The following is a 14552-nucleotide window of genomic DNA, read 5'->3' as shown; positions in this document are numbered from 1 at the left end:
TTGCGGCCGACGCCTTCCGGGTCGGTGCACCCCTCGCGCGATGTGTACCGGGGGCACGGACCCCGCCCGGCGGTCTCCGACCGGGCCCCCGTACGGGACGGGATTCCGGCCGGGGCCGGGGCCGGGCGGGGCGGGCGGCGCCTTCGTGGTCTCCGTCCCCGAGGGCCCTGACCCCCGGTACAGGTCTCGCGCTCGGGACCGCGCCGGCGGCGGGTCCGTCCCGAGAAGGGGCGGATCCGGTGAACCGTTCCTCAACAGTGTGCGGGAGTGCCCTGTGGTGCTCTCCCGGTACTGCGCGCGTCCCGAACGGTGTCGGACGCGCTGGTCCCCCGCGTTCCTCGTTCCCCGGTTCGGGCACGAGGACGCGGCGGAACACGAAGAAGGCGGCGGCCCGGAGGGAGAAGTCCCTCCGGGCCGCCGCCGTGAGCGGGGCCGGGATGATCAGCCGCCGTGCGGGCAGGTGTCCCGGTAGTCGGAGAAGTCGGTGCCGAACCCGGTCCGGGGCGGCGGGCACAGGAACTGGTCGTAGCGCACGTCATCGTCCACGAACCGCTTCAACCAGGAGATGCTGTACTTCGCGATGGTCGTGTTGGAGTAGTTCGGGGCGAAGTGGCTCGCGCCGCGCAGCTCCAGGTAGGCGCTGTCCAGGGACCTGTCCAGGCTCTCGTACATCGGGATCGAGTGCGAGCGGACCGACGCGACGGAGTCGTTCTCGGCCCCGATGATCAGGGTCGGGGTCTCCAGGTCCCCCCAGCGCTTCTGGAGGTGCCACGGCGTCAGCGGGATCGCCGCGCGCAGCTCCGGCCGGTCCTCGGCGATCGCGAGGGTGCCGCCGCCGCCCATGGAGTGGCCCATCACGGCCAGGCGGTCCTCGTCCACCATGCCTCTGACGTCACTGCGGTCGACCAGGTAGTCCAGCGCCGAGTCCAGCTGGCGGCCGCGGCTGTCGGGCTGGTCGTACCGCGTGTTGGTGTCGATCGTGAACACCACGAAGCCCTGGGAGGCGATGCGGTGCCCGTACCAGGACATGGACGTCGAGCTCGCGGTGTAGCCGGGCGCGATCACGACGCCGCCGTAGGTGCCCTCGTCGGTGTTGGTGGGGTGGTAGATGGTGCCGCCGCCGAAGCCGCTCACGAAGGAGGAGACGCTGGTGGTGTCGGTGTCGAGGTGGCCTCGGGAGGCGGTGACGCTTCGCTCGGTCGGGTCCGGGCCGCGCTCGTGCGGGTTGGCGGCCTGGGCCGGGGCGACGACGGCGCCGGCGCCGAAGAGGGAGAGCCCGATGACCAGAGCGGACTTCGCGGCGATCCCGGAGAGCCAGGAGCGGCTTCGCGGAACCTTGGGGGAGACGGGGGAGGGGGGATTCTCTGTTCGCACGTCTTTTCCTTTTCTCGTGCAGCGGGAATCCACGGAATTCAGTGTTTCCGCGGACCGGGGTCCCCATAAAGGGGGGTGACCGGAAAGTTCCTTCTTCTCGGTCGTCCTTATGGGGCGTGGGTTCGACTATGAAGTCGATCGTGTGAACGTGCATCCGTTGAACCACCAGTGCTGATAACGCCCCTGTTCAGCATCGGTGAATGGCTTTCGATTCTCCGTGGAGGGGCGGTCACTCTGGGCGGTGTGACCCGGAGATCTGTCTGCTATGTCCTGGTATGTGACGGTTGGGTTGCTCCGGTGTTTCCCCTGACCCGCCCCCGGGCAGGGCGGGAACGAGCCCGTCGAAACCCTTGAGTCCTGCGACGGGGGACGGCGGGAGAGCGACAGGACGGCCTCCGGTCCCGGAGGCCGCGGCAGACCTGACGGGGGTCGGGATGAAGGTCGGCTACAAGCTGTTCGCCGAGGGCTACGGGCCCCGCGAGATCGTGGAGCAGGCGGTACGCGCCGAACGGGCGGGCTTCGACTTCGTCGAGATCAGTGACCACTTCCATCCGTGGCTGTTCAGCCACCAGCACTCCGGGTTCGTGTGGTCGATGCTCGCCGCGATCGCCGAACGCACCGAGCGGATCGGTCTGGTCACCGGGGTCACCTGCCCGATCCTGCGGATCCACCCCGCGATCGTCGCCCAGGCGGCGGCCACCACCGCTCTGCTCTCGGACGGCCGTTTCACCCTCGGGCTGGGCGCGGGCGAGCGGCTCAACGAGCACGTGGTGGGCCGGGGATGGCCCAACGCGACCACCCGCCACGAGATGCTGCGCGAGGCGATCGAGATCATCCGCCTGCTGTGGTCCGGCGGCTACCACTCCTACGAGGGACGGCACCTGGTGCTGGAGGACGCGCGCGTGTTCGACCTGCCGGAGGAGCCGCCCCCGATCGCCGTGGCAGCGGGGGGCGCCCGCGCGGCCGAGCTCGCGGCCCAGGCCGGGGGCGGGCTCTTCGCCACCGAACCCGACGCCGAACTCACCCGCGCGTACCACGAGGCGGGCGGCGCCGGCCCCCGCTACGGCGAGGTCCCGCTGGCCTGGGCCCCGGACGACGACAAGGCCCTGGAATCCGCCCGGGAGCTGTTCCGCTTCGGACTCACCGGCTGGAAGGTGCAGTCGGAGCTGCCCAACCCGGTGAACTTCGAGGCCGCGACCGCCCTGATCGACTCCGGCGACATGGCCGACGCGTTCGGGTACGGCCCCGACCCCGAACGGCACCTCGCGGCGGTTCAGGGGTTCGTCGACGCGGGGTTCGACCACCTGGTCCTGATCAACGCCGGCCCCGACCCGGAGGGCTTCTTCACCTTCTTCGAGGAGGAGCTGGCGCAACAGATCTGCCGCATGGAGCAGGCACTGAGGTGAGGCGGCCCGCCCGGGCGGTCAGCGCCCCAGGCCGCGCCACCAGCTGAGCAACCTCCCGAGCAGGTCCTCGGGGGGCTGTTCCTCCTCGGCCACGGCGGGAACCCGGGCCGTCTGCCGGGTCGGCGCGGAGCCGCGGCCGACCGGGCTGCCGGGGGTGAAGGTGACCGGCAGCTCCCGCAGTCCGCGCAGGAACGCGGAGGGCACCAGTCGCAGCTCCTCCGGGGGCACCGCGAGTCGGAGTCCGCCGAGCCGTTCCTGCAGCACGTCCACCGCGGTGGAGGCCACCAGGCGGCCCAGACCCCGGGCCGGGCAGCTGTGCGGCCCGGCGCCGAACACCAGGTGGGCGCGGCTTCCGACGGCCGCTCCGGTGCCGGGGTCGGCGGGGCCCCGGCGTACCGCCGGGTCGCGGTGCGCCGCGTCGATCCCGACCAGCAGGGCGTCGCCCGCTCGGATCCGCGCCTGGCCGATCCGCACGTCCTGGAGCGCGATCCGTCCGGCCAGGATCTGGAAGGGGGTGTCGGTCCACATGACGTGGTCGAGCAGGTCATGGGTGGACAGGCGCGCGTCGGCGTGGGCGGAGCGGATGCGGTCGTCGGTGAGCAGCGTCCGCATGGTGTTGCCGATGAGGTGGGTGGTGGGCATGTGGCTGGCACTGACCATGAGCGCCGCTTGGTAGGCGACCTCGTCCGGGGCCAGCCCCACCGGGTGTTCGAGCATCCAGGTGGCCAGGTCGGGGCCGGGTTTGTCGGCCTTGCGGGCCACCAGACCGGCGAAGTACTGCTGCATCCGGGTGATCGCGTCGTCGGCGCGCGCCGCGTCCTCCCCGAACACGTCCGTGGTGAGGTCGCCGAGCATGTGCCCGTAGCTGTCGGGGAGCCCGAAGAGCCGGTTGACGACCAGGACCGGCAGCCGTCCGGCGTACTCGCCGATCAGGTCGGCGACGCCGGCGGCCGTGAACGCGTCCACCCGTTCGTCGGCGAGCAGGCGCACGGTGTGGGCGACCTCGGTCATGTCGACCCTGGCCAGAGCGTCCATGATGGGGGTGCGCAGCCGGGCGTGCTCGGCACCGTCCGCGTAGAGGGCGCTGGGGTGCCAGGACATCAGCGGGAGGGTCTTGGCGAGGTCGACGCGGCCCTCGACCGCCTCGCGCCAGTGCCGGGTGTCCCGGGAGAACAGGTGCGGCTGCTGGAGGAGGGTGAGGTTCTCCTGGTAGTCGAGCAGCAGCCAGGCGTGCACGCCTGGCTCCAGCTCCACCGGGGCCACGGGTCCGTGCTGTTCGCGCAGCCGTTCCCACAGCGCGTCGCGGCCGCCGGGCGGGGTCGTGCCGTACAGGCGGGTGACGTCGCCGGGGCAGCCCCGGGCGGAGGCGGGGGCGGTGTCCCCCTGGTCGTGCCGGGTCGTGGTCATCTCGGGTGCACGGACCCCCGGAACGGCGTTCGCGGGGACCGCTTCCCTCCCTTCGAGGAGACGTGGCGCTGCCGTGGTGACCGGAAAGGGGAAGCGGGGCGCGTCGTGGCCGGAGCGGTGCGGCGGTCGGGGATCGGGCCGCCCTGATCGAGGCATTCTAGGATTCCCGTCGGCGCTTTTTCAACACGCGCCTACTATGGGCGTGACCCTTTTGGGCGGGATGTTTGTTTTTCTTTTCTGTGCCGCCCCGGCCGGTGTCCCGAAGGCCCCGGATTGTCAGTGGTGCTCCCTAGGGTTATCCGTGTGAGCGATCGATGGAGTACCGACGAAGTCTGGGATCTGGCTCCGGACCCCTCGTCCCGCAAGGCCGCCCTCAAGGTGGCCGGGGCCGGCTCGTGGCCCCGAAGCGGCGTGGTCCCCGCCGACGGCGGCGGCTTGGCCGTCTGGGGTGAGTGCGAGGGGAGCGGGGCCAAACCGTACCTGGCCGCGGCGCACCTGGACGGGGAGAAGGCGCCCGCCTACAAGTGCAGCTGCCCCAGCCGCAAGATCCCCTGCAAACACGTCCTCGCGCTGCTCGCGCTGTGGAGCCGGGGCGCGGTCGCCGACCGACGGGACCGGCCCGAGTGGGTCGCCGCGTGGCTCTCCGCCCGCCACGCCCGTCAGGAACGCGCGGTGAACGGCACCCCCGCCGCCCCGGTCGACCCGGAACGGGCCGCGGCCACCCTCCGGGCCAGGGAACGCGCGGTCACCGCCGGCCTGGAGGAGCTCCGGCTGTGGCTGCGCGACCAGGTCGACGGCGGCCTCGCCGGGGCCCCCGAACTCGGCTACGACCACTGGGACCGCATGGCCAAACGCCTGGTGGACGCCAAGGCGGGCGGCGCGGCCTCCCTCGTCACCCAACTGCCCCAGAACGGAGGCGACCGCTGGCCCGACCGCCTCCTGGAACGCCTCGGCCTGCTGCACCTGCTGGTCGAGGGCTACCTCGCCGAGGACGGCACCGACGCCCGGTTCCGCGCCGTGGTGCGGTCCCGGGCGGGCATCAGCACCCGCACCGAGGAGGTCCTGGCCTCCGGTGAGCGCGTCCGGGACACCTGGCGGGTCCTCGGCAGCCGGGAGGGCCTCACCCCCGACGGCATGCGCAGCCGCCGCACGTGGCTGCACGGGTCCGCCACCGGCCGATGGGCGCTCTCCCTGACCTACGCCCGGCCTGCCCAGGCCCCGGACTCCCCGTTCCGGTGCGGCACCGAAACCGACGGAGAACTCGCCTTCCACCCGGACGGGCGCAGGGCGGTCCGGGTCGGCCGGACACCCGAACGCCCCGCCTCGCCGCCGCCCGGAGGCACCGTCGACCAGGCACTGGACTCCTACGCGGCGGCCCTGGCACAGGACCCCTGGCTGGAGGCCTGGCCCGTGGTCCTGGAGAACGCGGTCCCCGCCCGAGCCGACGGCTGGCACCTGGCCGACCCCACCGGGGCATCCCTGCCGATGGAGACCGGTGAACTGTGGCGGCTCCTCGCGGCCACCGGAGGACGCCCCGCCACCGTCGCCGCCGAATGGTCGCCGGTCACGGGACTGGCCCCGATGACCGTGTGGGACGCCGACGGAAAGGCCCTCGCCCTGTGAACCACCCCGACACCCCCTCCTGGGGCCGCCTGGTCTCCACCGCACTGGTCGGCACCTCCCGCCGCCCCGTCCCGGACCTGCCCGACCTGCCCCGCCGCCCCGGCCGGGGCGCCGCCGCACTGCTGGACCTGGCCGCCCTCGACACCGTGCGCGCCCGCGCCGGGTACACCGCGCACACCGCCGAACCCGTCACCCCCGACGCGCCCGACCCGCGCCCCGAGACCGGCCCCGCCGCCACCCGCCGACTGGACGCCATACTCACGGACCGCTCCGAACTCCTGCCCGAATGGCTCTCCCACGCCGCCCGGTCCGGCCGCAGGGTCAACCACGCCCAGATCCCCGACCTGCTCGAACGCGCCGCACGGGACAGCGGACTGCGCTCCGCCGTCGCCACCGTCGTCGGTGACCGGGGCACCTGGCTGGCCGGTTTCAACAGGACGTGGTCCTTCGTCGCCGGCGAACCCCTGCCCACCGACACCTACTCCGACGCGGCCTGGAACGACGGCACCCCCGCCGAACGCCGCAGGGCCCTCTTCGCCCTGCGCGCCACCGACCCCGCGGCCGCCCGGTCCCTGCTCACCGCAGCCTGGCCCCGGGAAAGCCGGGGGGAGGAACGGCGCGGCCTCCTCCAAGCCCTGGCGGTCAACCTCGGCCCCGACGACGCGGGACTGCTCGACGCGGCCCTGGACGACCGGGGCGCCAACGTGCGCGGCCTCGCCCTGGCCCTGCTCACCCGGCTCCCGGAGAGCGCCCACGCCCACCGGCTCCGCGGCTACCTGCGCGAACACGTGCGGCTCGACGCGACCCCGCGCTGCCCGGTGGAGGTCACCGCCACCGACCCCCGGCGCACGGACCTGCTGCGCGACCTTGCACTGGCCGCACCGGGGAACCGGTCGCAGTCCCGCGACGAACGCTGGGAGCACAGCCGCGTCCTGGTCACGCACACCCCGCTGGACGTGTGGACCGGGCTGCTGGACACCGGCCCCGTCGGCGTCCTGGCCCTCGCCGAGCAGGAGAAGGACCTGTACGAGGCCCTCGCCGACGCCGCCTGCGTCCAGGCCGACCCCGACTGGACCCGGGCCGTGCTCGACCACCCCCGGTCCGGGCTGGCCCACCTGGTCCGCCCCGGCGCCCAGCACCCGCAGCGGCAGCGGCTGCGGGCCCTGCTCGCCCCGCTGCCCGTCACCGAACGGTGCGCCCGGGTCCTGGCCGCGATCGGCTCCGGGGAGGAACCCCCGCAACTGGGCGAGATCCTCCTCGCGGTCGGCGCCCCGTGGACCCGGGAGCTCTCCGAGGAGGTCGTCCGCCGCTTGGCGGCCCCGGCCGAGCCGCACGGCCGAGGCGACCCGCGCGGCTACCGGCTCCTCTGCGAGGCCGCCGCCGGACGGATGCCGCCCGAACACCTCGACCTCCTACCCGGGGAACCACCCCGCGCGGAGGAGGAAGCCGCCTACCTCCGCCTCCGCAAAACCCTCCGATTCCGGCTCGACATGCACAGGGAGCTCTAGTTGACCACCTCCGCCGCCGCCCCCAACGGAGACCTCCGCTCCGGTTCCGCTCTGCGGCCCCACGCCGAGCAGACCTACGCCGCCGAGCTCGAAGCGCTGGCCAAGGCCGACGACCGCCAGCGCCCCCCGGGGTGGCACCTGTCCCCGTGGGCGGTCACCCGTTACCTGCTGGGCGCCACCCTCGACGACGGCACCGAGATCACGCCCAAGTACATCGGCTCCCGCCGGGTCGTGGAGATCGCCGTGGCCACCCTGGCCACCGACCGCGCCCTGCTGCTCCTCGGCGTCCCCGGCACCGCCAAGACCTGGCTGTCCGAACACCTCGCGGCCGCGGTCTCCGGTGACTCCACGCTGCTGGTCCAGGGCACCGCCGGCACCTCCGAGGAGGCCGTCCGGTACGGGTGGAACTACGCCCGCCTGCTCGCCGAGGGGCCCTCCGAAGCCGCGCTGGTGCCCAGCCCGGTCATGACCGCCATGGCCCGGGGCTCCATCGGCCGCATCGAGGAGCTCACCCGGATGCCCTCCGACGTACAGGACGGGCTGATCACCGTGCTGTCGGAGAAGGCCCTGCCCGTCGCCGAACTCGGCATCGAGGTCCAGGCCCGGCGCGGGTTCAACATCATCGCCACCGCCAACGACCGCGACCGCGGCGTCAACGACCTGTCCAGCGCGCTGCGCCGCCGGTTCAACACCGTGGTGCTGCCGGTCCCGGACAGCGCCGAGGACGAGGTCCGCATCGTCACCCAGCGGGTGGAACAGCTCGGCCGCTCCCTCGACCTGCCCGAGGTGCCCACCAGCCTCACCGAGATCCAGCGGGTGGTGACCGTCTTCCGCGAACTGCGCTCCGGCGTCACCGAGGACAGCACCACCAGGGTCAAGTCGCCCAGCGGCACCCTCAGTACCGCCGAGGCCATCTCCGTGATCACCAACGGGATCGCTCTGGCCGCCCACTTCGGCGACGGACGGCTGCGCCCCGCCGACGTCGCCGCGGGCATCCAGGGCGCCGTCGTCCAGGACCGGGTGTCCGACGGGGTGGTCTGGCGCGAGTACCTGGAGACCGTCGCCCGCGAACGCGAGGGCTGGGGCGACTTCTACCGGGCCTGCCGGGAGGTGGGCGCCTGATGGCGGGACCCCGACCGGACACCGCGAAGGTGAGTGTCCTGGGCGTACGCCACCACGGCCCGGGTTCGGCCCGGGCCGTGCGGGCCGCCCTGGCCGAGCTCGAACCCGACATCGTGCTGATCGAGGGGCCGCCCGAGGCCGACGCGATCACCTCCCTGGTCGGCGGACTGCAGCCACCGGTGGCGCTGCTGGTGCACCTGTCGGACACCCCGAAGGCGGGCACGGTGCGTTCCCGGGAGGGCTGGGGGTTCTGGCCGTTCGCGTCCTTCTCCCCGGAGTGGGCCGCCCTGGTCCACGCGCACGGGCGCGGGGTTCCGGTGCGCTTCTGCGACCTGCCCGCGGCCCACACCCTCGCCGAGCGGATCGCGCGTGCGGAGGCCGCCGAGTCGGCCCCGGAGGAGGAACCGGAGGCGGTCGACCAGGCTCCGAAGGAGACGCCCCGGGTCCGCGCCGACCCGCTCGGGGTGCTCGCCGAGGCCGCCGGGTACGACGACGCCGAACGCTGGTGGGACGACGTCGTCGAACAGCGCGGCGACGGTGAGCCCTCGCCCTTTCCCGCGATCGCCGACGCCATGGCCGCCGTCCGCGCCGACTCCGGCCCCGAGGCCGGGCGGGACGCGCGTCGCGAGGCGTACATGCGCCAGACGCTGCGCTCCGTGCTCAAGGAGGGGTACCAGCGGGTGGCAGTGGTGTGCGGGGCCTGGCACGCGCCCGCCCTGCGCGACCTGGCCGACTACCGGATCAAGGACGACACCGCACTGCTCAGGGGGCTGCCCAAGGTCAGAACCACCGCCACCTGGGTGCCGTGGACGCACGGGCGGCTCGCCGCCGCCAGCGGATACGGCGCCGGGGTGCGGGCACCCGGCTGGTACCACCACCTGTTCACCGCCCCCGACCTGCCGGTCCACCGGTGGCTCACCGAGGCCGCCCGGATCCTGCGCCAGGAGGGCCAGCCGGTCTCCTCCTCGCACGTCATCGAGGGGGTGCGGCTCGCCGAGAGCCTCGCCGTGCTGCGCGGGCGCCCGCTCGCCGGGATCGACGAGGTGTCCGAGGCGGTCACCGCCGTGCTCTGCGAGGGCGAACAGACCCGGGCCGCCCTGGTGCACGGGCGGATGGCGGTCGGTGAACGGCTGGGCTCGGTCCCCCCGGACACGCCCATGGTGCCGTTGCAGCGCGACCTGGTGGCCGCGCAGCGACGGCTCCGGCTCAAACCCGAGGCCTTCGAGCGCGACCTCGACCTGGACCTGCGCAAGGACGGCCAGCGCGAACGCAGCGTCCTGCTGCACCGGCTGCGCCTGCTCGGCGTGGAGTGGGGCGTGCCGCGCGCCTCCGGGGGCGTCGCCCGGGGCACCTTCCGGGAGTCCTGGCGGCTGTGCTGGGACCCCGACATGGACGTGGCGCTGATCGAGGCCGCGCCGTGGGGGACCACCGTCGCCTCCGCCGCGACCGCCCGGGCGGTGGAGAGCGCCGCCGACGCCGAACTCCCCGCCCTGACCGCGCTCACCGAACAGTGCCTGTTCGCCGAACTCGGCGAGGCGCTGCCCGAGGTGCTCGCCCGGCTCACCGACCGGGCCGCCACCGACAGCGACATCACCCACCTGATGTCGGCGCTGCCGCCGCTGGCCCGCGCGGCCAGGTACGGGGACGTGCGCGGCACCGACGGGGCTCGGTTGCGCACCGTCGCCCGGCGGCTCCTCGCCCGGGTGTGCGTCGGCCTGGCCCCGGCGGTGCGCGGGCTGGACGACGACGCGGCGGCTGTGTTCACCAGGGCGATCGACAGCACCCACCACGCCGCCGGCCTCCTCGGCGAGGGCACCCAGGACTGGACGGAGGCGCTGGAGGCACTGGCCCGCAGGGAGAACGTCCCGGGCCGGATCGCCGGCCGGGCCAACCGGATCCTGGCGGACGCGGGCCGCACCGGACCCGAGGAGCTGCGCGCACGGCTGGGGCTGGCGATGTCGCCCGGTACCGAACCCACCCGCGCCGCGGTCTGGCTGGAGGGGTTCCTGCAGGGCAGCGGACTGGTCCTGGTCCACGACGAGCGGCTGCTCGAACTCGTCGACACCTGGCTGCTGGGCCTGTCCGAGGACCGGTTCACCGCGGTCCTGCCGCTGCTGCGCAGGACCTTCGGGGCCTTCGGCGGCCCCGAACGCCAGGAGATCGGCGAGGCCGTGGCCAGGGCCGACGGCGGGGCGGCGGCGCCGCCCCGCACTCGTCGCCCGATCGACACCGGGCGCGCGGCCCCCGCCGTGGCGGCCGTGACGGCACTACTGGAGAGGAGCGGCGGATGAGCGCGGCGGCGACGACGGAGGGTTCCGCGGTGAGCGAGAGGGCTCGCCGCTGGCGCCTGGTCCTGGGCCGGGAGTCGCGGTGTGCGACCCTGTCCGGCACCGACCAGGCGATGGACTCGGCGCTGGAGGCCCTGTACAACCGCGGTGACCGGGTCCCCGGGGCGGGTCGTCCCGACTCGGACGAGCGGGGGGCCGACCTCAGCGGTTCGGCGCCCCGGGTGTCCCGGTGGCTGGGGGACATCCGGGAGTACTTCCCGTCCTCGGTGGTCCAGGTGATGCAGTCCGACGCCATGGACCGGCTGGGCCTGCACCAGCTCCTGCTGGAACCGGAGATGATGGCGGCGGTCGAACCCGACGTGCACCTCGTGGGCACACTCCTGTCCCTGAACCGGGTGATGCCCGCCGAGGCCCGGGAGAGCGCCCGGGCGGTCGTCCGCACGGTGGTCGACGACCTGGAGAGGCGGGTCGCCCAGAAGACCCGGTCGGTGGTTCGCGGGGCGATCGACCGGACCGCCCGCACGCACCGTCCGCGCAGGGTCGCCGACATCGACTGGAACGCCACGATCCGCCGCAACCTGGCGCACTACCTGCCCGAACACCGCACTGTGGTCCCGCAGACCCTGGTGGGTCACGGCCGCCGCAGCCGGGGCGTGCACAAGGACGTGGTGCTGGCCGTCGACCAGAGCGGTTCGATGGCCTCCTCGGTGGTCTACGCCAGCGTCTTCGGGGCCGTCCTGGCCTCGATGAGCACCCTGAAGACGTCCCTGATCGTCTTCGACACCGCGGTCGTGGACCTGACCGACCAGCTCACCGACCCCGTCGAGGTCCTCTTCGGCACCCAGTTGGGCGGTGGTACCAACATCAACAGGGCGATCGGCTACGGCCAGGAGCTGATCGACCGCCCGCAGGACTCGATCTTCGTGCTGGTCAGCGACCTGTACGAGGGCGGCGTCCGGGAGGAGATGCTCCGGAGGGTGGCGGCGATGAGGTCCGCCGGGGTCCAGGTGGTGGTGCTGTTGGCCCTGTCCGACGAGGGGGCGCCCTCCTACGACCGCCGGAACGCCGCCGCCCTGGCCGAACTCGGCGTCCCGGCCTTCGCCTGCACCCCGGATGCCTTCCCGGAGCTGATGGCGGCGGCCATCCAGGGCCAGCCGCTGGACGCCTGGGTCGAGAAGCACCTGGACGAGTAGGAGCCTGCGGTCTCACCGGCCGGGCGGGACCGGACCCCCTGCGGCCCCGCCCGGTCACCTCAGTTGGTTCGGGTGGCAGCCAGGTACTGAGAGACCTTGTCCGTCAGACGTTCGGAGGGCAGTTCCGCCGGGGAGCGCCACGCATGGTCGCTGACCTCCTCAGCCTGGAGACTGACCTCGCCGCCCGAAGCCCGGTACAGGTAACGGAAATCGAAGTGCCAGTGCTCAGGCTCTCCCTTGGCCGGGTTCTCCGGGATCCGGTGGATGTCCAGGTCCAGGGGGACCAGTGCGTCGACCGCCGTGACTTCGTCCGGGGGGAGGCTGGTCTCCTCGGAGAGTTCGCGCAGGGCCGCCTCTTGGAGGTCGTTGTCCTCCGGCTCCAGGTGTCCGCCGGGCAGAAGCCACGTGCGCAGCGCGTTGTGGTGGATCAGCAGGGCCCGGTCGTGTTGGTCGAGGACAACGGCGCCAGCGGTCGCGTGCCCTGTTCGGAACTCCTTGCGTGAACTGAGTTCGTGGTCGGCCTCCAGCACCTGCCTCAACAGGCGGGTGCCTTCGGTTTCCTCCGGGAACCGGTCCAGATAGCGGTCCAGGACGGTTCGGACGTGGGAGTTCGGAATGCTCACAGTGCTCCAGTGAAGTGGGCGAGCCAGCTTGCCGCAATCGATTCGCGGATGTCCGCGGGAAGTTCGTGATGTCCAGGCTCGTGCTCGCGCTCGACGAGTAGCGCCACCGCTGCCAGGATCTCGGCCTGGACCAGGAAGATGAACGCCCCCACGCTGGCGCCGTGCAGGAAGTTCACGGCGTTGCCGTCATTGAGGACGTAGAAGTAGTGGCCGGTGCGGGAGTAGCGAATGACGTTGGGGCCCATCTCCTTCCGGGTGTAGGCGGCTTGGACGGCGTCGAGTTCCATCTCGTCGTCGGAGGAGGTCACTGACGCGATGTAGGCGCCGTTGGGGATGTACTCGAAGTCGGAGCGGCGCAGAGCCAGGTTGCCAGTCGCCCCAATCACGATTCCCGCACCGCTCAGCGCCTGGTTCAGGGAGGAAGCGGTCTGGAAGCCCTGGGACATCGCGTGTGTGAGTTTGACCGGATCCGTGTCGTAGACGGTGACCCGGACGTTACGGGCGTGCAGCATGCCCGCGACCGAGGAGCCCAGTTTCCCGAAGCCGATGACGGTGGCGCCCCTCCCATAGAGGATGTCACCGCGTGAACGGATCAGGGCTTCGGTCGAGAACACCACCGACTGCCCCACCAGGAAGTCCTCAGGGGTCTTGAGCGGTGACCTGGCGACGCTGTAGATCGGGCAGGGCGGCTTGCCGTGTTCGAGGTAGCGCCGATGCCCGTTCTCGGTGTCCTCCACAACGCCAAGGATCTGTCCGGAGAAACGATCACACAGTTGGGGGAGTGCTGCGGCGAAGTAGCCGCCGACGTCGAGGAGCACGAGGCGCTCTCCCGGAGCCCTGGATTCCAGGTAGCCGAGTGCCTTGTCAGGTGAGGCGAACGCGGTGCGGTCCAGATGATCGCAACGCCACCGGCCACTCACCTCGTTGTACGCGGCTGTGTTGATGCTCTTGGGCTTGGGGAGCACGGAGCGCAGGTCGGTGATCCGAGCGAGTGCTTCCAGGAAAGTCGGACGTTCGGGCAGAAGGTGGGTGATCACCACGGACGCGGGCTTGCCCATGGGTGCGGTGCCATTGGCCGTCCGGGTGAAGTAGTCGGCGATCTTCGTGCGCTCGAAGTCTTCCAACACAGCGACGCTCCTGGGATCAGGGGGTGGTCCCAGAGCAGTTCTACCAAACTACCTTGCTACCTAAACCATCAAGGTAAAGATGGGTTGGAAGCCCCCACAGGTCGCCGAGGTCCGTCGGTCAAGTGATGCTGTCCCGGTACACCAATTCGTACCGGTGGCCACCTTTGACCAGTACGGAAGCCTCCACAGGGCGAGCGTCGTCGGTGTAGACGGTGCGCAGTGTGCGCAGAACCGGGACATCGTCCGGCAGCTCCAGGGCCTCGAACTCCCCGGTGGTTGAAAGGCGGGCCGACACGCGGTCGATGTGCTCCCGGGGAGGGAAACCCAGCGCGGCGAGTAGAGCTGGGGAGCCGCCCCGGATGCGAGCTCTGCCCTCCAAAGCACTGCCCTCGGCAATGCTTAGGGGGTAGTAGTTCCAGGCGAGTTCGGTCGGTTCGTTGTCCAGGGACAACAGTTGGTGGCGGAGAACCGCGCTCTCGCCCGGGGCGAGTTCGAGTGCTTCGGTGATCTGGCCCGGTGGCTCGACTCGTTCGACCCGAAGAAGAGTCGTCGAACCTTTCTGCCCCCGTTCCCGGGCGTGCTTCAACCAGGGGTGGGCCTCACCGGCTCGGGGCGCTCCGAGGTAGGAGGCAACCTGGATGCCCAGAGGTGATTCAGGTCGGACGAACACCCCGACGCCCGGTTTACCGAGGACGAACCCCTCGCCTTTGAGTACCTGGAGTGTGCGCTGCACGGTTTGACTGGTGACCTCGTAGCGCTCCATGAGTTGTTGGGTCGTGGGGAGCCGTTCTCCGGGTTGCAGGACTCCCGACATGATCGCGGTGCGCAGTTCGGCAGCGATCTGCTGGTGTCTGGGGCGGGTGTCTGTCTTCTTTGCCATG

Annotated in this window: 11 protein-coding genes; 6 read left to right on the top strand and 5 right to left on the bottom strand. The window is 72.1% G+C overall.

Annotation, left to right across the window (positions count from 1 at the left end):
* Positions 1 to 441 precede the first annotated feature (441 nt).
* On the bottom strand, positions 442 to 1374 hold the full coding sequence (locus tag IE195_RS02860) for a dienelactone hydrolase family protein (RefSeq protein ID WP_191267771.1): 933 nt from the start codon (positions 1372 to 1374) through the stop codon (positions 442 to 444).
* Between the two features lie 434 nt (positions 1375 to 1808).
* Between IE195_RS02860 and IE195_RS02855 the strand changes: the two genes are divergently transcribed.
* Positions 1809 to 2780: a TIGR03557 family F420-dependent LLM class oxidoreductase gene (locus IE195_RS02855; RefSeq protein WP_191267770.1), complete on the top strand. Its 972-nt coding sequence runs from the start codon at positions 1809 to 1811 to the stop codon at positions 2778 to 2780.
* Between the two features lie 18 nt (positions 2781 to 2798).
* Here the strand turns inward: IE195_RS02855 and IE195_RS02850 are convergent, their stop codons facing one another.
* The gene (locus IE195_RS02850) at positions 2799 to 4187 is read right to left on the bottom strand and encodes a cytochrome P450 family protein (RefSeq protein ID WP_191267769.1); all 1389 of its coding nucleotides are present in this window, start codon (positions 4185 to 4187) and stop codon (positions 2799 to 2801) included.
* 378 nt (positions 4188 to 4565) lie between these two features.
* Here IE195_RS02850 and IE195_RS02845 point away from each other — a divergent pair, with 378 nt between their 5' ends.
* From IE195_RS02845 to IE195_RS02825, 5 genes are read left to right on the top strand one after another with little or no spacing between them, the layout of a single operon-like run.
* Positions 4566 to 5810 carry an SWIM zinc finger family protein gene (locus tag IE195_RS02845; RefSeq protein WP_191268056.1) on the top strand — a complete coding sequence of 415 codons (1245 nt, stop codon included), beginning with the start codon at positions 4566 to 4568 and terminating at the stop codon, positions 5808 to 5810.
* On the top strand, positions 5741 to 7318 hold the full coding sequence (locus IE195_RS02840) for a DUF5691 domain-containing protein (protein ID WP_225942574.1): 1578 nt from the start codon (positions 5741 to 5743) through the stop codon (positions 7316 to 7318). The genes IE195_RS02845 and IE195_RS02840 overlap by 70 nt, the downstream gene beginning before the upstream one ends.
* On the top strand, positions 7319 to 8440 hold the full coding sequence (locus tag IE195_RS02835) for an ATP-binding protein (RefSeq protein WP_191267767.1): 1122 nt from the start codon (positions 7319 to 7321) through the stop codon (positions 8438 to 8440). It abuts the gene before it with no gap.
* Positions 8440 to 10731 (top strand): DUF5682 family protein, encoded by a 2292-nt coding sequence (locus IE195_RS02830; protein ID WP_191267766.1) that lies wholly within the window; start codon positions 8440 to 8442, stop codon positions 10729 to 10731. The genes IE195_RS02835 and IE195_RS02830 overlap by 1 nt, the downstream gene beginning before the upstream one ends.
* The gene (locus IE195_RS02825; protein ID WP_191267765.1) at positions 10728 to 11921 is read left to right on the top strand and encodes a vWA domain-containing protein; all 1194 of its coding nucleotides are present in this window, start codon (positions 10728 to 10730) and stop codon (positions 11919 to 11921) included. The genes IE195_RS02830 and IE195_RS02825 overlap by 4 nt, the downstream gene beginning before the upstream one ends.
* A 59-nt stretch (positions 11922 to 11980) precedes the next feature.
* Here IE195_RS02825 and IE195_RS02820 read toward each other — a convergent pair whose 3' ends face one another.
* The 3 genes from IE195_RS02820 to IE195_RS02810 form a co-directional block, all read right to left on the bottom strand.
* Positions 11981 to 12544, bottom strand: a complete 564-nt coding sequence (locus IE195_RS02820; RefSeq protein WP_191267764.1) for an NUDIX hydrolase — start codon at positions 12542 to 12544, stop codon at positions 11981 to 11983.
* Positions 12541 to 13671, bottom strand: a complete 1131-nt coding sequence (locus IE195_RS02815; RefSeq protein WP_229826056.1) for an NAD(P)-binding domain-containing protein — start codon at positions 13669 to 13671, stop codon at positions 12541 to 12543. Before IE195_RS02815 ends, IE195_RS02820 begins: the two co-directional genes overlap by 4 nt.
* Before the next feature lie 118 nt (positions 13672 to 13789).
* The gene (locus IE195_RS02810) at positions 13790 to 14551 is read right to left on the bottom strand and encodes a GntR family transcriptional regulator (RefSeq protein ID WP_191267763.1); all 762 of its coding nucleotides are present in this window, start codon (positions 14549 to 14551) and stop codon (positions 13790 to 13792) included.
* Position 14552: the final 1 nt, after the last annotated feature.

This window comes from Nocardiopsis terrae (genome assembly GCF_014651695.1).
Lineage (GTDB): Bacteria > Actinomycetota > Actinomycetes > Streptosporangiales > Streptosporangiaceae > Nocardiopsis > Nocardiopsis terrae.
The sequence above is the reverse complement of the archived record's forward strand: the minus strand, read 5'-3'. Positions and strand labels throughout refer to the sequence as shown.

Excerpts from the sequence above, each read along its gene's own strand:
- IE195_RS02855 (WP_191267770.1), top strand. The coding sequence starts at position 1,809 with ATGAAGGTCGGCTACAAGCTGTTCGCCGAGGGCTACGGGCCCCGCGAG.
- IE195_RS02850 (WP_191267769.1), bottom strand. The coding sequence starts at position 4,187 with ATGACCACGACCCGGCACGACCAGGGGGACACCGCCCCCGCCTCCGCC.
- IE195_RS02840 (WP_225942574.1), top strand. The coding sequence starts at position 5,741 with ATGGTCGCCGGTCACGGGACTGGCCCCGATGACCGTGTGGGACGCCGA.
- IE195_RS02830 (WP_191267766.1), top strand. The coding sequence starts at position 8,440 with ATGGCGGGACCCCGACCGGACACCGCGAAGGTGAGTGTCCTGGGCGTA.
- IE195_RS02825 (WP_191267765.1), top strand. The coding sequence starts at position 10,728 with ATGAGCGCGGCGGCGACGACGGAGGGTTCCGCGGTGAGCGAGAGGGCT.
- IE195_RS02810 (WP_191267763.1), bottom strand. The coding sequence starts at position 14,551 with ATGGCAAAGAAGACAGACACCCGCCCCAGACACCAGCAGATCGCTGCC.